We start from the raw sequence: 24192 nt of genomic DNA, 5'->3' as shown, positions 1-24192 counted from the left end.
GATGCGGCTGCAGGGGCGCACGGCCATCATCACGGGCGCAGGCTCCGGCATCGGCCGCGCCAGTGCAAAGCTGTTCGCGGAAGAGGGCGCACGTCTTGCTCTGGTCGATCGCGATCCAGCCGGACTTCAGGAAACGTTGAGCTTGGTCGGCGAGGCAACGACGCATATTGGCGACGTCGGCGATGCCGATTTCGCCGAGGCGGTGGCAAATGATGTGGTAGCACGGCACGGCCAGCTCGATATCCTGATGACTGCCGCTGGCTTCTCCTGTGGCGGCACCGTGTTGACAACGGACCCCACCGATTGGGATGCGGTGTTCCGCACCAATGTCGGCGGCACCTGGCTGTGGGCGAGGGCAGCCGTGCCGCAGATGCAGCGGCAGAACAGCGGTTCGATCATCACGCTGGCGTCGCAGCTTGCGATTGCCGGCGGCAAGGGCAACAGTGCCTATATCGCCGCCAAGGGCGCGATTGTCAGCCTGACCCGGACGATGGCGGTGGATTTCGCGGCGGACGGCATTCGCGTCAACGCCATCGCGCCCGGTGCGATCGACACGCCGATGCTTCGCCGCAGCTTTGCGCGCCACGCCAATGCGGACGAGGTGCGCGAAGCCTCCCGCGACCGCCATGCCATGAAGCGGTTCGGCCAGGCCGATGAGATCGCGCAGGCCGCGCTCCACCTCGCAAGCGATGCCTCCTCGTTTACGACCGGCACCGTGATGGTGGTCGACGGAGGCTGGCTCGCGGCATGAGTGATGCGCTGACAGAACTGGAAGCGAACGTTCGCGCCGATCTCGCGCGGATCGCGCATCCCGGTGCCGCCTGGCTCGAACCGAAGACGGGACCGGATGGCAAGCCGGCGCTGGATGTGCTCGTGATCGGCGCCGGCCAATCCGGCATCGCCATCGGCTTCGGCCTGCTGCGCTCCCGCGTCAGCAACATCCTGCTGCTGGACAAGGCCGAGGAGGGGAAGGAGGGGCCATGGCTCGCCTATGCCCGCATGCCGACGCTGCGCAGCCCGAAGGACTATACGGGACCTGACCTCGACATCCCCAGCCTGACCTATCAATCCTGGCATGAGGCCCGCTTCGGCACGGAGAGCTGGCAGACACTCGACCTGATCCCGCGCTGCCACTGGGCTGAGTATCTGCTCTGGCTGCGGCGCACAGTCGGCTTGCCGGTGCGCAACGGGAGCGAGCTTCTGGAAATCCGGCCGGCGCGGGATGGTTTGCTGGCCGCACGCGTGAAACGTGGCGATGGCGTCGAGACACTCCATGCGCGCAAGATCGTGCTTGCGACGGGGCAGGAGGGGATGGGGAACTGGATGATCCCCGAGCCGCTGAGCCATCTGCCCATGAGCTCGGTCGCAACCGTCGCCGACGACATCGACTTCGAAAACCTTCGCGGCAAGCGCGTCGCCGTGATCGGCGCCGGCGCATCCGCCTTCGACAATGCGGCAACCGCGCTGGAGGCTGGCGCGGCGGAGGTGCACCTGCTGTGTCGTCGTGCGCAGATCCAGCTGATCCAGCCCTATCGCTGGCTGACCTTCCGCGGCTTCCTGCGCCATTTCAGCGATCTCGACGATGCCTGGCGCTGGCGCTTCATGCGCACCATCCTCGAGATGCGCGAGGGCTTTCCGCAGGCAACTTACGATCGCTGCGCAAATCACGCCAATTTCACATTGCACGAGGGCGCGCCGGTCGAGGCGGCCCGCGAGACCGATCGTGGTGTGGAATTGCAGACGCCGCGCGGCGCCATACCTGCGGATTTCGTCATCTGCGGCACCGGCATCGACATGGATTTTTCCGGCCGTGGCGAGTTGCGCGCATTTGCCGGCAATATCGCAACCTGGGCCGACCGCTACCAGCCCCCGGAGAGCGAGCGCAGCGCGCGGCTCGGTCGCTTTCCCTATCTCGCAGACGATTATGCCTTCACCGAGCGTGTCGCGGGCGATACGCCGTGGATCTCGAATATCCATCTCTTCGCCATCGCCTCCACCATGAGTTTCGGTCCGTCGGGATCGTCGATCAACGCGATGACGACCGCGGCGCCGAAGCTGGTGAATGGCCTGACGCGCGGCCTGTTTCGTGCCGATGTCGAACGGCATTGGGCCTCGCTTCGCGCCTATGACGTGCCGCAGGCCGTGGTGACGCGGGCAGCGCGAAACTTGGAGGAATCGCGATGATCGTCCATGCGCCGCCGCGACAAAGCGTCCACAAGAGCGCATCAAGAGACTGGCGCGCAACTTGCTTCTTTCTTAACCTGTCCTGTCGGCGTTCTTGTCGAAAATTTTGGGGAAAACGAATGCGTTTTGTGTCTTTCAGGATGGCATCCTCCGTGCTCGCCACCACTGCGCTTCTGCTTGTCGCCGCTGCGCCTGCGCAAGCGCAAACCAGGGTGGAGACGCTGCGCTATGTCACCGGTGCATCGGTCAACACGCTCGATCCCAACATCCCGGGCTCGACGCGGGAATCCTTCGCACTGAGCATGAGCACTTACGACCGCCTTGTGGCGTTCGGCCGCAAGCAGCTCAACGGCAAATGGGTGTTCGATCTCGACAAGATCGCCGGCGAGCTCGCCGAATCCTACGACGTCAGTCCGGACGGACTGAAGCTGACATTCCGTCTGCGCAAGGACGCCAAGTTCCAGGACGGCTCGCCCGTGACCGCCGAAGATGTGAAATGGTCGCTCGATCGCTGCGTCACCGCGCCGATCCTCGGCAAGGCGCAATTGCTGACGGGATCGCTGACGTCGGCCGACCAGTTCAAGGTGATCGATCCCCTCACAATCGAAGTGACGCTGCCGAAACCCGACAAGCTCGCGCTGCCGAATCTCGCGACCGTCTACCCGCTGATCATCAACTCGAAAGTCGCAAAGGAGCATGCGACACCAGAGGATCCATGGGCCACCGCCTGGCTGAAGGAGCACACCGCCGGCAGCGGTGCTTATGTCATCGAGAGCTTCAAGCCCGGCGAGCAAGTGATCATCAAGCGCAACGAGGATTGGAACCGCGGCTCGCCCGACAAGCCGGCGTTCTTCAAGCGCGTAATCGTGCAGTCCGTGCCGGAGCCCGCGACCCGCGCCAATCTTGTCGAGCGTGGCGATGCCGATCTCGTCGTTGATCTCCAGGCCAGCGACGTGCAATCGCTCGAAGCCAAGGGCAAGCTCAAGGTGATCTCGACGCCGCAATACAATTCGATCACCTTCGTCTCGATGAACAACCAGATCCCGCCTTTCGACAACGTCAACGTCCGCCGCGCCGTCGCCTTCGCGCTGCCCTATGAGGACATGTTCAAGGCTGCCCTGTTCGGTCGCGGAGCCCCGCTGTTCGGTGCGACTTGGCCGGATGGCAAGCCGTTGAACGGCATCTATCCGTTCCAGGCGCCGGTGAAGACCGATCTCGACAAGGCAAGGGAGTATCTGAAAGCTGCTGGACTCCCGGAGGGTTTTTCGACCACCTTCAGCTTCAACGTCGGCCAGGCCTCGACCGCCGAGCCGATGGCGGCCCTCGTGAAGGAATCGCTTGCCAAGATCGGGATCAAGGTCGACATCCAGAAGCTGCCGGACGCGCAGATGTCGACGCAGATCAACGAGAAGAAGCTGCCCTTGTTCACGGAAGGCATCGTCGCCTGGCTGCCCTCGACCGATTACTTCTACCGCAACTTCTACACGGGCAATCAGCGCTGGAATTACAGCTCGATCAACAATCCGGAGCTGGCGACGATCGCGCAGGAAGCGCGCTTCGAGCCCGACAAGGCCAAGTACGAGGAGGATGGCCGCAAGCTCAACGCGATCCATTTCAGCGAGATGCCGCAGATCCCGCTGTGGCAGCCGAACCAGGACGCCGTGATGGCCTCGTCGATCGAGGGCTATACCTACGAGTTCCATCGCCAAGTGGATTATCGGGACGTCAGCCGCAAGTGATCTCGACATGCAAGGGCTCTGAATGGTGATGACAGGTCTTGGTGCGACGGTGGCGCGGGCGGGGAGGCGGCTTCTGTCGTCGCTGCCGGCGTTGTTCGGCGTGCTGGTCTTCACCTTTCTACTGATGCGGGTCCTCCCCGGAGATCCCGCGGTGTTCTTCGCCTCGGGGCCCAATGCCGGCAAGGAAGAGATCGAGCAGATCCGCAAGCAGATGGGGCTCGACAAGTCGGTGCCGGAGCAGCTCGTGTTCTATCTGTCCGATATCGGGCGCGGCAATCTCGGCCGCTCCATGATGACCGGCCAGCCGGTCCTGAAGGACCTTCGCGAACGGCTGCCGGCCTCGCTGGAGCTCACCTTCACGGCGCTGCTGATCGCGCTGATCGCGGCGGTCCCGCTCGGCGTGGTCGCAGCCTTGAAACCGGGATCGCTGGTCGATCACGGCGTGCGGCTGTTCTGTGCGCTCGGCGTCTGCGTGCCGACCTTCGTCTCGGGCCTGCTGCTGATCTATGTGTTCTACTATCTGCTCGGTCTTGCGCCTGATCCGACCGGGCGGATCGACGTCTTCACCTCACTGCCGCCGCAGCGCACCGGGTTCCTGTCGATCGATTTCCTGATCGCGGGGGACATCGAAGGCTGGTGGGCGGCCTGCAAGCAGTTGATCCTGCCGGCGCTGAGCATGGCCCTGTTCGTCATCGCGCCGCTGGCGCGGATCACACGTGCCTCGATGCTGGTCTCGCTCGGTAGCGATTTCGTGCGCACCGCGCGCTCCGTCGGATTGTCCTGGCAGAAGGTCGTCGTCACCTATGCGCTGCGCAATGCGATCCTTCCCGTCATCACCATTGCCGGCATCGTGTTCTCGACGATGCTTGGCGCCAATGTCCTGGTGGAGAAGGTGTTCTCCTGGCCGGGCGTTGCCTCCTACGCGCTCGATGCGCTGCTGTCGTCCGACTATGCGCCGGTGCAGGGATTTGTGCTGCTGATGGCTGGCATCTTCGTGCTGGTCAATCTGGTCGTCGATATCTGCTACGGCATCGCCGATCCCAGGGTGTCGATCGGATGACCAGCGCAACCCTCCGCCATTCGGTCTGGATTTTGCGCGGCAACCCGCTGACCGGCGTCGCCGCGGCCGGTGTCCTGCTGTTCGTCCTGGTCGCGATCTTCGGACCGTGGCTCGTGCCCTATGATCCCATCGTCTCCAATGTCTCGGAGGCCTTGCAGCCGCCGAGCGCGGCGCACCTTGCCGGCACCGACCAGCTCGGGCGCGACGTGTTCAGCCGCCTCGTCGTTGCGGCACGGCTCGACCTGGCCATCGCGGTCTCGGCGGTCGGCATCTCCTTCGTCATCGGCGCCGTCGTGGGCTCGTTCTGCGGCTATGCCGGCGGCAGGCTCGACCGCTCGGTCGGCCGCTTCGTCGATGTCATGATGGCCTTTCCGCTGTTTGTGCTGGCGATGGCGATGGTTGCGGCGCTCGGCAACCGGATCGAGAACATCGTGATTGCGACCGCGATCATCAATCTGCCCTTCTACATCCGCTTCGCCCGTGCCGAGGTCAACGTCCGGCGCAATGTCGGCTGGGTGGAGGCGGCGCGTTCCTGCGGCGAGAGTCATTTCTCGGTGGTGCTGCGCTTCCTGTTGCCGAACATCCTGCCGGCGATGGCGGTGCAAATCTCACTCAACCTCGGCTGGGCGATCCTGAACGCCGCCGGTCTTTCCTTCATCGGCCTTGGCGTCAAGCCGCCGACCCCGGAATGGGGCATCATGGTCGCGGAGGGGGCGCGCTTCATCTCGACGGGGCGGTGGTGGCTGGTGGCCTTTCCGGGCCTCGCGTTGATGATGGCCGTGCTGTGCTTCAACCTCCTCGGTGACGGGATGCGGGACATTCTCGATCCGCGCATGCGCACATGAGCGAGGAATTGCTCAGGATCGACGACCTCCACGTCGAATTCTCGACGCGACGAGGGATGGTCGAGGCCGTGCGCGGTGTGACGCTCACGGTCGAAGCCGGCGAGATGCTTGGCCTCGTCGGCGAAAGCGGCTCTGGCAAGTCGGTCACCGGTTTTGCCACGACGCGGCTGCTCGATGCGGCCGGCCGCGTCACCGCAGGCAAGATACTGTTTCGCGGGCAGGACGTCACAAAACTCAGGGGTGACGATCTCCGGCAGCTCCAGGGCGCCGCGATGTCGATGATCTTCCAGAACCCGCGGGCGGCGCTCAATCCGATCCGCGCGATCGGTTTGCAGATCGCGGACGCGATCCTCACGCACAAGCGGATATCGAAGGATGCCGCCCGCGCCGAAGCGCTGGAGCTGTTGCGCGCCGTCCAGATCCGCGACGCCGAGACGCGGATGAACGCCTATCCGCACGAACTCTCGGGCGGCATGTGCCAGCGTGTCATGATCGCGATCGCGATTTCCTGCAATCCCGCGCTGTTGATCGCCGATGAGCCGACGACCGGACTCGATGTCACCACGCAGAAAGTGGTGATGGACCTCCTGGCGGAGATTGCCGCCGCGCGCGGCATGGCGACGATCCTGATCACGCACGATCTCGGGTTAGCGGCGCGATATTGCCGCCGTATCGCGGTGATGGAACGCGGCCGCATCGTCGAAGAGGCAAGCCCCAGGACGCTCTTCGGCGCGCCGCAGCACGCCTATACCAGGCGTCTGGTGGCGGCGTCGCCAACCGCGACCTCCCGGATTGAGGATCTCGTGACGGAAGAGGAGCGGGAAGGCTACGCGGCTGTCATCGGCAGGCCCAGACGGGAGCCCGTCCACGGGACTCCGCCGCTGCTGGAAGTGCGCAAGCTCGCAAAACGCTTCGACGAGGGCGCTGCGGCGGTGGCGGACTTCTCGATGACGATGGCCGGCGGCGAGAGCGTCGGCCTCGTCGGTGAATCCGGCTCCGGCAAGAGCACGACGTCGCGCATGATCTGCCGCCTGATCGACCCGAGCGAGGGCGAGATCGTGTTCGACGGCCAGGCGATCGGCCATGTGGCGTCGCGCGACTTTCACCGCTCGCAGTTCCGCAAAGATATCCAGATGGTGTTCCAGGACCCGAACGAGAGCCTCAATCCGCGCTTCACCGCCTTCGACTGCATCGCCCATCCCCTGATGCGGCTCGATCGTATGCGTGGGGGCGATGCGCTGCGCAAGCGGGTGGAAGACTGCGCCGATCGCGTGGGGCTGCCGCTGGATCTGTTGCCGCGCTTTCCGCATCAGCTCTCCGGCGGCCAGAAGGCGCGCGTCGGCATCGCCCGTGCCATCGCCTGCCGGCCGCGCCTTCTGGTGCTGGACGAGCCGACCGCTGCGCTCGACGTCTCCGTTCAGGCCGTGGTGCTGCAACTGCTCGACCGCCTGCGGCGCGAGAACGACATCGCGCTGCTGTTCGTCAGCCACGATCTCAACGTGGTGCGGATGCTCTGCGACCGCACCATCGTGCTGCGCAATGGCGGCATCGTGGAGCAGGGCGAGAGCCGGGCGTTGTTCGACAATCCCAAGACCGACTACACGCGCAAGCTGGTCGCGGCGATCCCGCATATCGAGACCGGCCCGGTGCTGGCGGCCGCGCTTTGAGGTCTCGACTGGCCCAGCTAGTGCGGATATCGCGCTGGCGAAGGTCTGGTTAGTGGCATACCATTTGCACGCCAATGAGCTCTGGTTTCACCTGTTCTTGGCCAACGATGGCCGGCATCACGGCACTATTGGGAGGATTTCATGGATCGCAGGACCGTATTGAAGGGACTGGCCGGCGCGGGCGGTCTGGCATTGAGCGGCCTCTCGGCCCCGGCGATCGCACAAGGCGCCTCCGCGCGCACCCTGCGCTTCGTGCCGCAAGCAAACCTTGCCAATTTCGACCCGATCTGGGGCACGCAATATGTCGTGCGCAATGCCGCCGCGCTGGTCTGGGATACGCTCTACGGCGTCGATTCCGCGCTGCAGCCGCAGCGGCAGATGGTCGAGGCCGAGGAAGTGACCGACGACGGCACCACCTGGACGTTCAAATTGCGGCCGGGGCTCAAATTCCATGACGGCGAGCCGGTGCTGAGCAAGGACGTCGTTGCGAGTCTCACTCGCTGGGCGGCACGCGATCCGATGGGGCTGATGCTCAAGGCGCTGCAGCAGGAACTCACCGCTGTCGACGACCGCACCTTCAAATGGGTGCTGAAGCAGCCGTTCCCGAAGATGCTCTATGCGCTCGGCAAGAACAACTCGCCTTGCGCCTTCATCATGCCGGAGCGCATCGCGCAGACCGACCCGTTCAAGCAGATCGGCGATTATGTCGGCTCGGGGCCGATGAAGTTCGCCAAGGGTGAGTGGGTCCCGGGCGCCAAAGCCGTGTTCGAAAAATTCGCCGACTATGTGCCGCGGCAGGAGAAGGCATCGTGGCTCGCCGGCGGCAAGCAGATGCTGCTCGACCGCGTCGAATGGATCGTGATGCCGGATCCGGCGACCGCCGCGGCCGCGTTGCAAAACGGCGAGATCGACTGGTGGGAGAACCCCATCGCGGACCTCGTCCCGGTCCTGAAGAAGAACAAGAACATCAGCGTCGACATCGGCGATCCCCTCGGCAATGTCGGCTCGTTCCGCATGAACTTCCTGTATCCGCCCTTCAACGACGTGCGGGCGCGGCGCGCAGTGCTGATGGCGATGAGCCAGGAAGACTATATGCGTGCGCTCGTCGGCGACGACAATTCGCTGTGGAAGTCGCTGCCGGGCTTCTTCACGCCCGATACGCCGCTCTACACCGAGGCGGGCGGCGAAGTCTTGAAGGGCAAGCGCGATCTCGACGCCGCCAAGAAGCTGCTCGCGGAGAGCGGCTATTCCGGCCAACCGGTGACGTGCCTGGTGGCGCAGGACCAGCCGATCACCAAGGCGTTCGGCGATGTGACCGCCGATCTCTTGAAGCAGCTCGGCATGAATGTCGATTTCGTCGCGAACGATTGGGGCACGGTCGGCTCCCGCCGCGCGCAGAAGACGCCGCCCGGACAGGGCGGCTGGAACATGTTCCACACCTGGCATGCGGGCTCGGACTGCATCAATCCGGCGCCCTACACCGCCATTCGCGCCAACGGCGACAAGGCGTGGTTCGGCTGGCCGAGCAGCCCCGGCACCGAGAAGGAGGTCACGTCCTGGTTCGAGGCCAAGAACCTCGACGAGGAGAAGGCCGCGGTCGCTCGCCTCAACAAGGTCGCGCTCGAGGACGTCGTCTACGCGCCGACCGGCTTCTTCCTCAGCTACACGGCCTGGCGCAAGAACGTCTCCGGCATCACGAAAGGGCCGCTGCCGTTCTTCTGGGGCGTGTCGAAATCCGCATGACCCTGCGCTGAAGCCAGATGCTCTCCTACATCCTCCGGCGTATCGCCTCGACCTTGCCCGTGATGGCGATCGTCGCGCTGTTCGTGTTCAGCCTGCTCTACATCGCGCCGGGGGATCCCGCCGTGGTGATCGCGGGCGATCAGGCAAGTCCGGAGGATGTGGAGCGCATCCGTCAGAGCCTCGGGCTCGACCGACCCTTCCTGATCCAGTTCGGCAGCTGGGTCTGGCGCATTCTGCACGGCGATCTCGGCACCTCGATCTTCACCAATCTGCCGGTCTCGACCATGATCGGCCAGCGTCTCGGGCCGACGCTGTCGCTGATGATGGTCACGCTCCTGCTCACGATCGTGGTCGCGGTGCCGCTCGGCGTGCTGGCGGCCTGGAAGGCGGGAAGCCTGATCGACCGGGCCATCATGGCCTTTGCCGTGTTCGGCTTCTCCCTGCCGGTCTTCGTCGTCGGCTATGTCCTCGCCTACGTCTTTGCGCTGGAGCTCGAATGGCTTCCCGTGCAGGGCTATACGCCGCTCGCCCAGGGCCTCTGGCCCTGGCTGCAAAACCTGATCCTGCCGTCGATCGCACTCGGCTGTGTCTACATCGCGCTGATCGCGCGTATCACGCGCGCCACCATGCTCGAAGTGCTGCAACAGGATTATATCCGCACCGCGCGCGCCAAGGGCCTCGGGCAGGGCGGCATCCTGTTCGTCCACGCGCTGAAGAACGCGGCAGTGCCGATCGTCACGGTGATCGGGATCGGCATTGCGCTTCTGATCGGCGGCGCGGTCGTCACGGAAAGCGTGTTCGCGATTCCCGGCCTCGGCCGGCTCACGATCGACGCGATCCTGCGCCGCGATTATCCCGTCATCCAGGGCATCGTGCTGCTGTTCAGCTTCGTCTACGTCCTCGTCAATCTGATGATCGACGTCGTTTATACGCTCGTTGACCCGAGGATCCGCTATTGACCGACACGACCGTCAATCCGCAAGCGCTGCCGGCGGGCTTCGTCCTCGCGCCGCAACTGCCGGAGATTCTTCGGCCCGTCGTGATCCGGCGCGGCTTCATCGGCCTGCTGCGGGGCCATCCCACCGTCGCCATCGGTGGCACGTTGCTGCTGATACTCGTCCTGATCGCGATTTTTGCGCCTTATCTTGGCACGGTGGATCCGACCGCACTTGCGCCGGCCAAGCGCACCCGCGCGCCGTCGGCGCTTTACTGGTTTGGCTCCGACGTGCTCGGTCGCGACATCTATTCACGCGTGCTGTTCGGCGCGCGCGTCTCGCTCACGGTCGGCTTGTCCGTTGCGATCTTCGCCTCCGCGGCCGGTCTCGCCATCGGCATCGTCTCCGGCTTCATCCGCTGGGCCGACGGCATCTTGATGCGCTTCATGGACGGCCTGATGTCGATCCCGCCGATCCTGCTGGCGATCGCGCTGATGGCGCTGACACGCGGCAGCGTCGGCAACGTCATTCTGGCGATTACGGTTGCCGAAATCCCGCGGGTTTCCCGCCTTGTCCGTAGTGTGGTGCTGTCGCTGCGCGAACAGCCTTACGTGGATGCGGCGGTCGCCTGCGGTACGCGCACACCGATGATCATCCTGCGCCACATCCTGCCCAACACGCTGGCGCCGATGCTGATCCAGGCAACTTACATTTGCGCCAGTGCGATGATCACGGAAGCGATCCTGTCCTTCATCGGCGCGGGAACGCCGCCGACCATTCCGTCTTGGGGCAACATCATGGCCGAGGGGCGGGCGCTGTGGCAGGTCAAGCCCTACATCGTGTTCTTTCCGGCGGCGTTTCTGTCCGTCACCGTGCTCGCCGTGAATTTGCTCGGCGACGGTCTTCGCGATGCGCTCGATCCGCGCATGGCCAAGAGCCTGTAATGGCGAGGGGCTGATCCCGATGGCGCTGCTTGAAGTCGAAAACCTCCAGACCCACTTCCGCACGCCCAGCGGCATCAACCGCGCGGTGGAAGGCGTGTCGTTCCATGTCAACGAGGGCGAGACCCTCGCCATCGTCGGTGAGTCCGGTTGCGGCAAGTCGGTGACCTCCATGTCGCTGATGCGGCTGATTCCGGAACCACCGGGAAGGATCGCCGGCAGCATCCGCTTCGCGGGCAAGGACCTGCTGCAAATGTCGGATCGCGAGATGCGCGCGATCCGCGGCAACGACATCTCGATGATTTTTCAGGAGCCGATGACCAGCCTCAATCCGGTCCTGACTGTCGGCCGCCAGATCCGCGAGACGCTGATGATCCACCAGGGCCTGGACAAGCAGGCCGCGGAGGCGCACGCCATTGAGATGTTGATTCTGGTCGGCATTCCCGAGCCGACGCGTCGCGTGCGTGAATATCCGCATCAGCTCTCCGGCGGCATGCGCCAGCGCGTCATGATCGCCATTGCACTCGCCTGCAATCCAAAGCTTCTCATTGCGGACGAGCCGACCACCGCCCTCGACGTGACGATCCAGGCGCAGATCCTGAAATTGATGCTGGATCTCAAGCACCGGGTTGGCGCAGCCATCATCCTGATCACCCACGATCTCGGTGTCGTCGCCGAGATCGCCGAACGCGTCATGGTCATGTATGCCGGCCGCAAGGTCGAGGAAGCGCCGGTGGCGGACCTGTTCCGATCGCCGCGTCATCCGTATACGCAGGGCCTGCTCGGCGCAGTGCCGCGGCTCGGCTCGTCGCTGACCGGCACCGCGAGACGGCTGGCGGAGATCCCCGGGCAGGTGCCTGATCTGCGCAAGCCCATCGTCGGCTGCGTCTTCGCCGGACGTTGCGCGCTCGCGACCGATCTCTGCCGGCAGTATGCGCCGGGGCTCGAAGAGAAGGGGCCACGTCACGTCGCGGCCTGCCATTATGCGGCCAAGGGAGCGGTCGCGGCATGAGTCCCCCGCTGCTCCAGGTCAACGACCTCAAGAAGCACTTCCCGGTTAAAAAAGGCCTGTTCAGCCGCAAGTCCGAATGGGTCTATGCGGTAGACGGCGTGTCGTTCGAGATCGCGCGCGGCGAGACGCTGTCGCTGGTCGGCGAGTCCGGCTGCGGCAAATCGACGGTCGGCCGCGCCATTTTGCGACTGTTCGACATCACGGCAGGGCAGGTCATCCTCGACGGCCAGCGTATCGACGACGCTCATCCGAGCACGATGCGCCAGATGCGCCGCCGGGTGCAGGTGGTGTTCCAGGACCCATTCTCGAGCCTCAATCCGCGCATGCGCGTGCGCGACATTCTGGCCGAGCCGATCCGCAATTTCGGCCTCGCCAAATCCGCGATCGATCTCGAGACACGCGTGACGGCGCTGATGGACACCGTGCGCCTGCCGCGCGAGGCGCTGAACCGCAGGCCGCACGAATTCTCCGGTGGCCAGCGCCAGCGCATCGGCATCGCGCGTGCGCTCGCCGCCGAGCCCGAGCTGATCGTCTGCGACGAGGCGGTGTCGGCGCTCGACGTCTCGGTAAAGGCCCAGATCGTCAATCTGCTGCAGGATCTGCAGCGCGAGTTCGGCCTGGCGCTGCTGTTCATCAGCCATGACCTCGCGATCGTCGAGCACATGACCCATCGCGTCGCGGTGATGTATCTCGGCAAGATCGTCGAGGTGGCGCCGCGCTACGAGATCTTCGCCGCGCCAAAGCATCCTTACACCAAGGCGCTGCTCTCGGCGGTGCCGCTGCCCGAGCCTGGCGCTCAGCGCAATCCCATCATCCTCAAGGGAGACGTGCCGAGTCCGATCAACCCGCCGAGCGGGTGCCGCTTCCACACCCGTTGCCCATACGTATTCGATCGCTGCCGGACCGAGGAGCCGACATTGCGCGCGGCTGGACCCGAGCAGTGGGTGGCCTGTCATCTCGAAGAAGGTGCGACGGTGACGAGCGGCTAGCCGTCTGGGCGGTCGCAAAGCTCTGGATCGAGGCGCAGGGGCGTCAATCGGGCGAGGATGACACTCTGCTCCTGTTTTGCCCGACGAGTCAAAAACGTTTGCGACGAAAATTCATGTGTAAAAACAACCTCATTCTACTGTGCATGGGGTTGTTTTCGCGTTTTTTGTTTTAGCCGCCTTCAACCCTGGCGGCGCAGGAAGCCCGTGATCGTGACCTTTTCCCAGATGTCGGCCGCGGCAAACGGATCGGCTTGGTTGAAAGCCTCGACCTCGCTGCGGCCGGGCGCCTCGATCAGGAACAGGCTGCCAATCATCCTCTCGCCGTCGTCGGAGACCAGCGGCCCTGACATCACGATCTTGACGCCGAAGCGCGAGGTGTCGCTCAGGAAAGCCTTGTGGGCGTCGTAATTGGCGAGCCGGATCGGCAGCGCGCCGGCGCGGTCGAGGGCGTGAATGGCGAACAGCATGATGGTCTCCGTTTATATCACGTTTTCTTGGGACGGCCGCGGCTGCGGCCGTCCGGGCTTGTCGTGATGGCGGCGGTTGGTTACTTGCCGCCGAGCTTGCTGGCTTCTTCGAAAGTCGGGCAGCTCCGTTGCTCCAGCGGCACGTCGAACGGCTGGTAATTGTCCTTGGTGATCACGGTCGGCTTCAGCACGATCTCAGCAATGACGGGCTGGTTGCGCAAGGAGCGGATCGCCATCATGGTGCCGAGGCAGCCTTGAAAGAATCCGTTGTAATCGCCGCTCGCGAGCAGCTTGCCGGACTTGATCGCGTCGATCGCTTCCTTGGTGCCGTTGATGCCGATCACCTGCGCCTTGCGGTTGGCGCCGTCGAGGGCCTCGATCGCGCCGACCGCCATGGCGTCGTTGGCGGCGAGCACGCCGTCGATCTGCGCGTTCGACTGCATCAGATTCTCCATCACCTGGAGCGCCTGGAGCCGCTGGTAATTGCCGGGCTGCGAGGCCAGCAGTTTCGCACCGGCGTTTTCCTTCAACGCGTCGTTGAAGCCGCGGACGCGGTCGACATTGGTCAGCGAGCCCTTGACGCCCTCGATGATGACGATGTTGCCCTTGCCGCCGAGCGTCTTGAGCAGGAAGCGCGCGGTCTCGAGCCCGAGGCTGTAATCGTCGGCGCCGACGAAGGACAGGAACTTGCCGCCGGCCGAGCGGTCGGTGATGTTGACGACGGGGATCTTGGCGTCGTTGATCTTCTCGACGCCCGGCACCATCGCCTTGTAGTCGACCGGCGTGAAGACGATGGCGCTCGGCTTCTTCACCACGACGTCTTCGATCTGGCTGAGCTGCTCCGGAATGCTGTCGGGCTTGGTCGGGATGTACTGCAGCGTCTTGGCGTTCAGCGTCTTCGCCATGTTGTCCGCGCCGACTCGCACCGTCTGGAAGAACGGGTTGGTCTGGTTCTTGGTGAAGACGGCGATGGTCTCGCCGTCGGCTCGCGCTTGCGTGGTGAGCGCAGCCGCCATCAGCAGCGGCAGCGCCAAATAGCCCAGTGTCTGTTTCATGTTGCCTCCATCCCTCGTTTTGCTTGTTGGTCGTTCAAGAACTCATTGCGCGCGGCGGCGGGTCTTCATGTCGAGCCAGACCGCGAGAATGACGATGATGCCGGTGACGATCGGCTGCCAGTTGGCGCTGACCGACAAGAGGTTCATGCCGTTCAGCACCAGCGTCAGGATCAGTGCGCCGATGAAGGTGCCGAACACGGTACCGACGCCGCCAAACAGCGAGGTGCCGCCGATCAGCACCGCGGCGATCGCGGGCAGCGTCAGGCTTTCGCCGATGTCGGCCTCGGCCGAATTGAGCCGCGACAGGAAGATGATCGAGGCGAGCCCCGCCATGGTGCCGGAGACGGCGTAGACCAGCAGCAGGCGTCGGGCGACCGGAATGCCGGAGAGCCGCGCCGCGACCGGATTGGCGCCGATCGCGTAGATCTCCTGGCCCCAGATCGTTCGCTGCGCAAACAGCGTTCCGATCCCGAGGAACACCAGCAGCAGATAGACCGGGATCGGCAGGCCGAATAGATAGCCGCTGCCGATCTGGCGGAAGCCGGCCGGGAAGCCGTGAAGGGTTTCGCCCGCCATGTACCAATAGGTGAGGCCGTTCAGCACCCAGAGCATGCCGTAAGTGGCGATGAAGGAGGGGATGCGCAGCGCGGTGACCATGACGCCGTTGAGGAGCCCAACGATGCCGCCGCAGGCAAGCCCCGTGAGTATGCCGAGCGCCGGCGAGCCGGTCTTGTGGATCACGGTCCCGGCGATGCAGGCGGACAGCGCCACATTGGCGCCGACGGAGAGATCGAGGCCCGCGGTCAGCACCACCAGGGTCAGGCCGGAGGCGATGAAGAAGGTCAGGCTCGCCTGCCTGAGCACATTGAGAATGTTGCCGAGGCTCAGGAAGGAATCGCTGAGCACGGCGAGCACCGCACAAATCAGCAGCGCCGCAAGCAGGCGATAGAACATTTGGATCGCGTCCTGCGACAGGAACGAGCGGGGCGGCGCGATGGCGTCTTTGCTGATGTCGGTCATGCGCGGCTCCGCAGGCCGTCAAGGAAGAGGGCAACGATGACGAGGACGCCGACGCTTGCGACCTGCACCGAGGACGGCAGCGAGATCAGGTTCAGCCCGTTGCGCAGCACGCCGACCGAGAGCACCCCGAGCAGCGTGCCGAGCAGCCAGCCATTGCCGCGCTCGAACGATGTGCCGCCGACGGCGACGGCCGCGATCGCATCGAATTCGAGACCGAGGCCCGCGGTTGGATGCCCGGAATTCATCCGCGCAGTCATCAAGAGGCCGGCGATGCCGGCCATGGCGCCGCCGATCGCATAGACCGCGATCAGCAGCTTGTTCGGTGAGAGGCCGGCGTAGCGCAGCGCCTCGCGGTTGCCGCCGAGCGCGAAGATGTAGGTGCCGAAGCGGGTGTGATAGAGCAGGCCGTGGAAGACCGCGTAGGTCACGAGTGCCATCACGATCGGCACGGGAATTCCCAAAAGCGTCGCCGAATAGATGTCGCGCACGCTGTGGGGGATGCCGACCACGCTGTGGCCGTCGCTGACGATCAGCGATAGGCCCTGCGCCATGCCGAGCGTGCCCAAGGTCGCAACGAAGGGCGGGATGCCCACGATGGCGACCAGCCAGCCATTGGCGAAGCCGAAGGCCGCGCCGACGAGGAGCCCGGCACCGAGGCCGAGCAACATCGAGTGGGTGGTGAGCGAGACGATGGCGACGCAGAGCGAGGTCAGCGTCAGCACCGCGCCCATCGACAGATCCAGCCCCTCGGTCATGATGATCAAGGTCATCGGCAGCGCGAGCATGGTCAGGATCGTCGACTGCACCAGCACGTTGGAGAGGTTGGCGACCGACAGGAAGCCGGGCGCGATCGTGCTGAACAGCGCGATCAGCAGCACCAGCACGATGGCAACGCCGGGAATCCGTTGCAGCGGATTCGGTTGAGAGACGACCGCGGCCTCACGCATGATGCATCCCCAGTCGCACGATGTTCTCCTCGGTCAGCTCGCTACGCGCGAGATGCCCGGCGATGCGCCCTTCGCGCATCACATAGGCGCGGTCGCAGACGTGGCAGATCTCGACCTGTTCGGACGAGATCATCAGCGCCGCCGCGCCTTCCGCGACAAGGCGGTCGATCAGGGCGAAGATTTCGGCCTTGGCGCCGATGTCGATGCCCCGGGTCGGCTCGTCGAAGATGAAAAGTTTCGAGCCGGCGGCGAGCCACTTGCCGATCACGACCTTCTGCTGATTGCCGCCTGAAAGCAGGCCGACGGTCTGCCGTGCGCTAGGCGTCGCAATGCGTAGCTGACGGATCAGGCCGTCGGCAGTGCGCTGCGCACTGCGCTGGTCGAACAACCCGCTCGGGAACAGTTTTCGCAGCGCCGACACTACCAGATTGTCGCTCACCGATCGCAGCAGCGCGAGACCTTCGCTCTTGCGGCTCTCCGGGATCAGCGCAATGCCGCGGCGGGCGGCGAGGTCGGGCTCACCGGAAATGACTTTGCCGTCGAACACGATCTCGCCTGATGTCACGGGATCGGCACCGAAGATCGCGCGCGCGACTTCGCTGCGACCGGAGCCGACCAGGCCACACAGGCCGACAATCTCACCGCGGCGCACCTCGATGTTGATGTCGGCGATCCCCGTCGATGAACTCAAGGCCTTGACCTCGAGCAGCAGCTCGCCGGGCTTGTCGGCAAAATTGCGCGGGTAGGTCATGTCGACGTTGCGACCGACCATCATGCGGACGAGCTGGTCCGGCGTGACGTCAGCAGGTTTGACGCCGTCGATGCGGCGGCCGTCACGCAGCACGGTGATGCGGTCGCCGAGCGCGAACACCTCCGCCATGCGGTGCGAGATGTAGACGATCGAGACGCCGTCGGCCTTCAGCCGCGCGATCAGCGCGAACAGCAGCTCGGTCTCGCGATCGGATAGCGCCGCAGTCGGCTCGTCCATCACCAGGATGCGGGCGTTCTGGCTGATCGCCTTCGCGATCTCGACCATCTGCTGCTGCGCCACCCCCAGCTTGTCAACGATGGTGGAGGGATCGATGTCAAAGCCGATCGTGCCGAGCACGCGCGCCGCGTCGGCCAAAATCTTGCGGCGATCGATCGTGCCGGGGATGCGGCCCTTCGGCTCGCGGCCGAGAAAAATGTTCTGGGCGATATCGAGATGGGGGACGAGGGAGAATTCCTGGAAGATCACGGCAATGCCGAGCTTCTGCGCGTCCGCGGCCGAGTGGATCGCGACCGGCTCGCCTCTGTAGTAGAACTCGCCGGCATCGGCGCGATAGGCGCCGCACAGCACCTTCATCAGGCTCGACTTGCCGGCGCCGTTCTCGCCCAGCAGCATGTGGACTTCGCCGGGGAAGACGGCAAAGGAGACGTCGTCCAGCGCCTTGACGCCGGGAAACTCCTTACTGATGTCGCGCAGCTCAAGGAGCGGGACAGGTGAGGCGGGCTCGACGGCTAATGCGGCGGTGCTCATGCCTGCGCTCCGCCTGCAAAGATCTTTCCGGGGTTCATCAGTCCGTCAGGGTCGAGCGCGGTCTTGATCGACCGCATCACATCGACGGCCTCGCCGAGCTCGTCGGTGAGATAATCGATCTTGCCGAGCCCAATGCCGTGCTCGCCGGTGCAGGTGCCGTCCATGGCAATCGCGCGGGCGACCATGCGGGCCTGCAGCGCCTTGGCGCCTTCGGCTTCCTCGGGCCTGGCCGGATCGATCAGAATCAGCATGTGGAAATTGCCGTCGCCGACATGCCCGACGATCGGCGCCGTAAAACCGTGCTCGTCCGCGTCGCGCCGGGTATCCGTGAGGCATTCCGCCAGTCGCGAGATCGGCACGCAGACGTCGGTGATCACGGCACGCGCGCCGGGGCGCAGGCCCAGGCCCGCATAGAGCGTGTTGTCGCGGGCGTGCCAGAGCCGGCTGCGATCCTCCGGTGCCTTGGACCAGGCAAAGCCGTGGCCGCCATGGTCGGCGGCGATGGCCTGTGCGGCCTCGGCCTGCTCGGCGACGGAAGTCTCGGAACCATGGAATTCAAAGAACAGCGTCGGGGCTTCGCGATAGCCGAGCTTCGCGTAGGCGTTGATGCCGCGCATCATGACGTCGTCGAGCAACTCGATACGCGCGATGGGGATCGCGGACTGGATCACGGAGATCGCGGTGTCCACGGCGTTGTGCAGGGTGTCGAAGCTGCAAACCGCGGCCGAGATCGCCTGCGGCACGGGATGCACCTTCAGCGTGATTTCGGTGATGAGTCCGAGCGTGCCCTCGGCGCCGACGAACATGCGCGTCAGGTCATAACCGGCGGCTGACTTGCGCGCGCGTCTGGCGGTCCGGATCACGCGGCCGTCGGCCAGAACCACCTCCAGCGCCATGACGTTGTCCTTCATGGTGCCGTAGCGCACCGCCATCGTGCCGGAAGCTCGCGTGGACGTCATGCCGCCGATCGAGGCGTCGGCGCCGGGATCGATCGGAAAGAAAAGCCCGGTGCCGCGCAGCTCCGCATTGAGCTGCTTTCGGGTGATGCCGGGCTGCACGACGACGTCCATGTCGCTATCGTGCACCGTCAGCACCTTGTTCATGCGTGCGAAGTCGAAGCAGACGCCGCCCGCGACCGCGGCCGCATTGCCTTCGAGCGAGGTCCCGGCGCCGAACGGTACGATGGGCATATTCGCGCCAGCGCACAGCTTGACGATCTCCGCGACTTCCTGCGTGGTTTCAGGGAAGACGACGATGTCGGGCGGCAGGTTGCGATAATGCGACTCGCTCTGCCCATGCTGATCGAGCACGCCACGCGCGACGCTCGCGCGCGGGCCGATCATGCCTGTGAGGCGATCGGCCAATATGCTCGTGCTGACTCGCGGTCCCATTCTTACTCCCTGTCTGGCCCTGTTGTCGGACTCTTGTCTGGTCCGCCGTCGTTCAGCTTAAGCGGCTCTTGCGCTGCTAGCGACCTGCTTCAGGCCGAAATCATAGTTGAGGTGAAAATACTCGATGTCTACCATGCGACCATCGGGCGCACGGCCGGGCGGGCACTGCACAAATTCGCGGATCAGGCTGTCCTTGACGCCGAACACCACGTCGCTGTCGAGATACTGGTCGCCGGCCACGAACACATGGGTCACGAGTTGCTCGAAGCCGGGCGCCGAGATCATGAAATGCACGTGCGCCGGGCGCCAGGGATGGCGGCCCTGGACCGCCAGCATGTCCCCAACTGTGCCGTCATGTGGGATCGGATAGGCAGCCGGCTTGATCGACCAGAAATTGAAGCGGCCGTTCTGGTCGGTGTGGAAGCGCGCCCGCATCGCAAGATCGCCGATCTTGTCGAGCTGCTGCACGTCGTAATAGCCATCATCGTCGGAATGCCAGACATCCACGACGGCGCCGGCAAGCGGCCGTCCGTCGACGGTCGACACCGAGCCGGTGACGAGCATCGGATCGCCTTCCATCGGGCCGGAGATGTCAGCGCCGTTGTCTTTCTCGGGCGACGCCTGCACGAAGAACGGACCGAGCACCGTGGTTTCGGTGGCGCCTTCCGGCACGGGATGATTGATCGCGTCGACCAGCATGGAGACGCCGAGCGCGTCCGACAGCAGGATGAACTCCTGGCGCTTGTCGTCGCACATGTGGCCGGTGCGGGTCAGGAACTCGATGCCGTATTCCCATTCCTTCTGGGTCGGTCGCACCTCGCGGACGAAGGCATGAAGGTGGCGCACCAGCGCTTCGCTGACCTGCTTGATCCGCGGATCGGTCGCGCCTGCGATCCGATCCAGCACCGCGTCCGTGATCGTGTTCTCGTTGAAATTTCGCATAGGTGCCTCCGTGAATCAGAGTTTGGGCTCGCCAAGGCCGGACAGCCGCTCGAGGTGCTTGACGGTCGCGATGAAGTCGGCGTCGCCGTCGCCCTGCGCGACCAGCGAGCCATAGGTCTCGCGCACCTGGGCCGCGAGCTGAAGCGGCACGCCGACGGCGTGGCCGGCACCGAGGATCAGATCGAGATCCTTGGCCATCTGCCTGCAGGAGAAAGTCGAGTCGAAATCGCGGCTGCGCAGCGGCGCGGTCTTGTATTTCACCATCGGCGAGGCGACCGCGCTGTCGTCGAGGACTTTCAGAATGTCCTGCCAGCCGATGCCGCCCTTGCGCGCCAGCGCCAGACTCTCCGCCATCATCGCGGCCGACACCGCGATCATCAGATTGACCGCAAGCTTCGCATATCGCGCTTCCTCGCCGGGCCCAAGATAGGTCTGGGCGCGGGTGAAGGCGGCAAGCAGCGGCTTTGCGTTTTCGTAGGCGTCCTCCGGGCCCGAGACGAAGCAGCTCAGCGCGCCGGTGTGGACGATACTGGCATTGCCCGAGACCGGCGCCCGCAGGTAGAAGACACCGCGCGCCTGGGCGGCGGCGTCGACCTCTGCGGACGCCTCGACGCTCACGGTGCTGGTCTCGATCACAACAGATCCAGCCGCCATCGCGGCGATGAGGCCGGTTGGGCCGAGCAATGCGCCGCGCAAGGCAGCGTCATCGGGCAAGGACGTGACGATCGCGGCCTTGCCGTCCACGGCCTCGGCCGGTGAAGCGGCAATCGAAATGCCTTGCGTGCGAGCCTCCTCGAGCCGTGCGGCGCTCCGGTCGAACGCGGTCACCGCATAACCGGCCTTGGCGACGAGCACCGACATCGGCAAGCCCATCTTGCCGATCCCGATGAAAGCGATGTGTTTCGAAGCGTCCGTCATTGTTGTTGTCCTTGACGCCCTCAGGCGGCGTGTCCCTGTCGTTCGATGTCGTGCACCAGTCGCCGGCCGGATTGCACGAGCAGTTCCTTCTTCGCCCCCAGGCCCTCGGCCAGCAGCCGACCATTCCGCTTCTTCCACACGCCGCCGATCATCACGGCCTCGATATTGGCAAGGCTCGTCTGCATCACCACGGTGGAAACGGGATCGTGCACCGGGACGAGGTTGAGATCGGAGCAATTGATGATGACGAGGTCGGCGAGCTTGCCCGGTGTCAGCGAGCCGATCTGGTCCTCGCGGCCGAGCATGCGGGCGCCTTCCGTCGTGATCCAGCGCAGCGCCTCGCGGACGGGGATCGTGGTCGTCGCCGGAATGGTGCCGCTGGCCTTGCGCGACTCGGCGTTGTCGAGCGCCCGCTGCATCGAGAGCGCAACGCGCGCGGCGGAGAAGAGGTCGCCCGCCAGTACGGATTCCAGATCGATGCCGATGGTCGGCCGCACGCCGCGCTTGAGCAGCCGTCCGGTGATCGGAAAGCCGTGGCCCTGGATCATTTCGTTCTCCGGCGTCACCGAGAAGGAGACGCCGAGATCGACCATCCGGTCCAGCAGTTCGTCAGGCAGGTCATTGCCATGGACGATGTTGATGCCGGGGCCGACTAGACCCGCCCCGATCAGCTTCTCCCAGCCACCGGGCGTCTTCGCGGGACCACCGCCCTGATGCATGGATGCGATCAGCTTGAGCTCGTGCGCCATGCGGAAATCGTGCATGGCGACGTCGAGCGTCGAGTAATGTGGCCCCAGGATCGCAAGGCCGAGCGTGACGAGGCCGTCGCGGTCGGCGAGGGGCCCCGCCAGCAGTCGTTCGACCTCATTGCGTGGATGCGGCACTTCCGAGAAGTGCGGCTCGCCCGGTTTCGGTTCGGGCTTGGGCGAGCCGTGGAAGAAGGCCGCACGGATACCGCTCTCGATCAGGCCGCGCACGGCGGCGTCGGTATGATCGGGCGTCGGATTGTTGTGGCACCAGTCGGCCAGCGTGGTGGTGCCCTGGTTCATCTGGTTCAGCGCGCCCACCAAGGTCGCGATATAAATGTCCTCGGGCCTGAAGACCGTAGCGAGACCCGCATGCATGCGGCGGAAATATTCCAGCAGCGTCCAGTTGGCGGCATAGCCGCGTAAGCCCGTCTGCCAGGTGTGCATATGGGCGTTGATCAGGCCGGGGATGACGATGCGCCCGGTGCCGTCGACGATCTCGGTCTCGGCCGCGCCGCCGACGTCGATCGATGGACGGACGTCAACGATGCGGCTGCCCTCGATCAGCACGTCGCCGCCAGGTAAATCGCCGATCGTGTCATCCATGCTGATGATGACAGCGGATTTGAGGAGCGTGCGCCGCATCGAATCAAACTGCCGTTTTGATGGCGCCGGGCGGCTCGCCGGCCCAGGCGCGCGTGATCAGGTCGCGGATGGCGTCGCGTTCGAGCGGGCGCGGGTTCCAGTAGGCGTTGGTGACCGCGAGGTCGGCAGCCTTGTCGATGCCGCCTTCGGGCATGCCGATGTCGCGCAATGCGACCTTCGCACCCAGCCGCTTCGCGAGCTCGAAAAGTCCTTGCGGTGCATCGGCGGCGCCGATTGCGCGTGAGATCCGCGCCATCGCATCGGGCACGGCCGGCGCGTTATAGGCCAGCGCGTGCGGCAGCACGATGGTGTGGGTCTCGGCATGCGGCAGGTCGAAGGTGCCGCCGAGCGTGTGGCAGAGCTTGTGATGCAGCGCCATGCCGACGGTGCCGAGGCAGACGCCGCACAGCCAGGCGCCATAGAGCGCTTCGGTGCGAGCCTCGCGATCGTCGCCCTTGGCGGCGATGGCGGGCAGGGCACGCGCCAAGGCGCGAATGCCTTCTTCTGCCATCAGCGAGGTGACGGGATTGGTGTCGCGCGCGTAGAGCGCTTCTACCGCATGTGCGATGGCGTTGATGCCTGATGTCGCGGTCAGGCTCGCCGGCAGCGTCAAAGTGAGATCGACATCGTAGATCACGGTCTCCGGCAGGATGGCGGCGTCGCGGACCGTGGTCTTCAGGCCATTCTCGGTCTGGCCGACGATCGGCGTCATCTCCGAGCCGGCATAGGTCGTGGGAATGCAAAGCTGGTTGATGCCGGTGCGCAAGGCCAGCGCCTTGCCGAGGCCGGTCGTGGATCCGCCACCGAGGGAAATGACGCAGTCGGCCTCGCACGCCTTCATCGCCGCGAGCGCCCGCTCCGTGACCTCGACCGGCGTGTGCATGGTCGCGCCCGGAAAGATGCCGCCGTAGAGCGGACCGAGCGCCGCGCCCAAACTTTTGCCTTGCGCCTCCTGCTGCGGCGTCGTCAGCACCAGGGCGCGCTTGCCACCGAGCCGCTCGACCTCGGCCTTGGCCGAGGCCAAAGCTCCGCTGCCGAACACGACGCGGCAGGGCAGGTTTTCAAAGGTGAACGTACCGATCATGCGCCGGTCTCTTTGATGGGATAATCGACCTGGAAGCGTCCGATCCGCAAGTCGCCCAGCGCCTCGCGCACGCGCAGATGTTCCGGGTGGGTGGCATAGGCCGCGAGCGCAGCGTGGTCGGTGAATTCGGAGAACAGAACGACGTCGCAGGCGTAGTCGACATCGCTGACATCGAGACCGACTTCGATATGGGTGAGGCCGTCGATCCGGCCGCGCAGCCCCTCGAACAGGGTCTTGACCTTGACCCGGGCGGCAGAACGCTCCGCCGGCGTCTCGCCGCGCAGCCGCCACATCACGATGTGCCTGATCGGGCCCGACATTTCCCTGTTTCCTCGCCTGCTAT

The 24192-nt window shown here is 64.9% G+C and carries 22 protein-coding genes; 11 read left to right on the top strand and 11 right to left on the bottom strand.

Annotated elements, in window-relative coordinates; genetic code table 11:
* Nucleotide 1 precedes the first annotated feature (1 nt).
* From AB3L03_RS05355 to AB3L03_RS05305, 11 genes are all read left to right on the top strand, one after another.
* Complete coding sequence (locus AB3L03_RS05355; protein ID WP_204510780.1) at nucleotides 2-751, top strand: SDR family oxidoreductase; 750 nt, start codon at nucleotides 2-4, stop codon at nucleotides 749-751.
* Nucleotides 748-2184, top strand: a complete 1437-nt coding sequence (locus AB3L03_RS05350) for an NAD(P)-binding domain-containing protein (protein WP_368508321.1) — start codon at nucleotides 748-750, stop codon at nucleotides 2182-2184. Before AB3L03_RS05355 ends, AB3L03_RS05350 begins: the two co-directional genes overlap by 4 nt.
* A 119-nt stretch (nucleotides 2185-2303) precedes the next feature.
* Complete coding sequence (locus tag AB3L03_RS05345) at nucleotides 2304-3923, top strand: ABC transporter substrate-binding protein (RefSeq protein WP_368508320.1); 1620 nt, start codon at nucleotides 2304-2306, stop codon at nucleotides 3921-3923.
* A 28-nt stretch (nucleotides 3924-3951) separates the two neighbouring features.
* Entirely contained in the window at nucleotides 3952-4983 is a 1032-nt protein-coding gene (locus AB3L03_RS05340) for an ABC transporter permease (protein ID WP_204510782.1), read from the top strand.
* Complete coding sequence (locus tag AB3L03_RS05335; RefSeq protein ID WP_027569265.1) at nucleotides 4980-5828, top strand: ABC transporter permease; 849 nt, start codon at nucleotides 4980-4982, stop codon at nucleotides 5826-5828. The genes AB3L03_RS05340 and AB3L03_RS05335 overlap by 4 nt, the downstream gene beginning before the upstream one ends.
* The gene (nikE, locus tag AB3L03_RS05330; RefSeq protein ID WP_368508319.1) at nucleotides 5825-7495 is read left to right on the top strand and encodes a nickel ABC transporter ATP-binding protein NikE; all 1671 of its coding nucleotides are present in this window, start codon (nucleotides 5825-5827) and stop codon (nucleotides 7493-7495) included. The genes AB3L03_RS05335 and nikE overlap by 4 nt, the downstream gene beginning before the upstream one ends.
* A gap of 141 nt (nucleotides 7496-7636) precedes the next feature.
* Complete coding sequence (locus AB3L03_RS05325; RefSeq protein ID WP_368508318.1) at nucleotides 7637-9238, top strand: ABC transporter substrate-binding protein; 1602 nt, start codon at nucleotides 7637-7639, stop codon at nucleotides 9236-9238.
* Between the two features lie 17 nt (nucleotides 9239-9255).
* The gene (locus AB3L03_RS05320) at nucleotides 9256-10197 is read left to right on the top strand and encodes an ABC transporter permease (RefSeq protein WP_085352392.1); all 942 of its coding nucleotides are present in this window, start codon (nucleotides 9256-9258) and stop codon (nucleotides 10195-10197) included.
* Complete coding sequence (locus AB3L03_RS05315) at nucleotides 10194-11117, top strand: ABC transporter permease (protein ID WP_018458693.1); 924 nt, start codon at nucleotides 10194-10196, stop codon at nucleotides 11115-11117. Before AB3L03_RS05320 ends, AB3L03_RS05315 begins: the two co-directional genes overlap by 4 nt.
* 19 nt (nucleotides 11118-11136) lie before the next feature.
* Complete coding sequence (locus tag AB3L03_RS05310; protein WP_204510786.1) at nucleotides 11137-12126, top strand: ABC transporter ATP-binding protein; 990 nt, start codon at nucleotides 11137-11139, stop codon at nucleotides 12124-12126.
* Nucleotides 12123-13115, top strand: a complete 993-nt coding sequence (locus AB3L03_RS05305) for an ABC transporter ATP-binding protein (RefSeq protein WP_018458695.1) — start codon at nucleotides 12123-12125, stop codon at nucleotides 13113-13115. The genes AB3L03_RS05310 and AB3L03_RS05305 overlap by 4 nt, the downstream gene beginning before the upstream one ends.
* A gap of 179 nt (nucleotides 13116-13294) precedes the next feature.
* Here the strand turns inward: AB3L03_RS05305 and AB3L03_RS05300 are convergent, their stop codons facing one another.
* From AB3L03_RS05300 to AB3L03_RS05250, 11 genes are all read right to left on the bottom strand, one after another.
* The gene (locus tag AB3L03_RS05300) at nucleotides 13295-13582 is read right to left on the bottom strand and encodes a YciI family protein (RefSeq protein WP_018458696.1); all 288 of its coding nucleotides are present in this window, start codon (nucleotides 13580-13582) and stop codon (nucleotides 13295-13297) included.
* Nucleotides 13583-13662: 80 nt separating this feature from the next.
* On the bottom strand, nucleotides 13663-14637 hold the full coding sequence (locus AB3L03_RS05295; protein WP_085352393.1) for a sugar ABC transporter substrate-binding protein: 975 nt from the start codon (nucleotides 14635-14637) through the stop codon (nucleotides 13663-13665).
* A 42-nt stretch (nucleotides 14638-14679) separates the two neighbouring features.
* Nucleotides 14680-15657, bottom strand: a complete 978-nt coding sequence (locus tag AB3L03_RS05290; protein ID WP_018458698.1) for an ABC transporter permease — start codon at nucleotides 15655-15657, stop codon at nucleotides 14680-14682.
* Nucleotides 15654-16604, bottom strand: coding sequence for an ABC transporter permease (locus tag AB3L03_RS05285; RefSeq protein ID WP_204510790.1), 951 nt, complete (start codon nucleotides 16602-16604; stop codon nucleotides 15654-15656). The genes AB3L03_RS05290 and AB3L03_RS05285 overlap by 4 nt, the downstream gene beginning before the upstream one ends.
* Nucleotides 16597-18123, bottom strand: coding sequence for a sugar ABC transporter ATP-binding protein (locus tag AB3L03_RS05280; RefSeq protein ID WP_085352395.1), 1527 nt, complete (start codon nucleotides 18121-18123; stop codon nucleotides 16597-16599). The genes AB3L03_RS05285 and AB3L03_RS05280 overlap by 8 nt, the downstream gene beginning before the upstream one ends.
* Nucleotides 18120-19514 carry an FAD-linked oxidase C-terminal domain-containing protein gene (locus AB3L03_RS05275; RefSeq protein WP_085352396.1) on the bottom strand — a complete coding sequence of 465 codons (1395 nt, stop codon included), beginning with the start codon at nucleotides 19512-19514 and terminating at the stop codon, nucleotides 18120-18122. The genes AB3L03_RS05280 and AB3L03_RS05275 overlap by 4 nt, the downstream gene beginning before the upstream one ends.
* A 57-nt stretch (nucleotides 19515-19571) precedes the next feature.
* A complete protein-coding gene (locus tag AB3L03_RS05270) occupies nucleotides 19572-20456 on the bottom strand; it encodes an intradiol ring-cleavage dioxygenase (protein ID WP_085352397.1) in 885 nt (294 codons plus the stop codon).
* A gap of 15 nt (nucleotides 20457-20471) precedes the next feature.
* Nucleotides 20472-21374: an NAD(P)-dependent oxidoreductase gene (locus tag AB3L03_RS05265; RefSeq protein ID WP_018458703.1), complete on the bottom strand. Its 903-nt coding sequence runs from the start codon at nucleotides 21372-21374 to the stop codon at nucleotides 20472-20474.
* A 20-nt stretch (nucleotides 21375-21394) separates the two neighbouring features.
* Nucleotides 21395-22765 (bottom strand): amidohydrolase family protein, encoded by a 1371-nt coding sequence (locus tag AB3L03_RS05260; RefSeq protein ID WP_204510792.1) that lies wholly within the window; start codon nucleotides 22763-22765, stop codon nucleotides 21395-21397.
* A 4-nt stretch (nucleotides 22766-22769) separates the two neighbouring features.
* Complete coding sequence (locus tag AB3L03_RS05255; RefSeq protein WP_204510793.1) at nucleotides 22770-23849, bottom strand: maleylacetate reductase; 1080 nt, start codon at nucleotides 23847-23849, stop codon at nucleotides 22770-22772.
* Nucleotides 23846-24169: a Dabb family protein gene (locus AB3L03_RS05250; RefSeq protein ID WP_018458706.1), complete on the bottom strand. Its 324-nt coding sequence runs from the start codon at nucleotides 24167-24169 to the stop codon at nucleotides 23846-23848. The genes AB3L03_RS05255 and AB3L03_RS05250 overlap by 4 nt, the downstream gene beginning before the upstream one ends.
* Nucleotides 24170-24192: the final 23 nt, after the last annotated feature.

It is taken from the genome of Bradyrhizobium lupini (assembly GCF_040939785.1).
Classification (GTDB): domain Bacteria; phylum Pseudomonadota; class Alphaproteobacteria; order Rhizobiales; family Xanthobacteraceae; genus Bradyrhizobium; species Bradyrhizobium canariense_D.
This window is presented reverse-complemented; position numbering and strand designations above follow the sequence as displayed.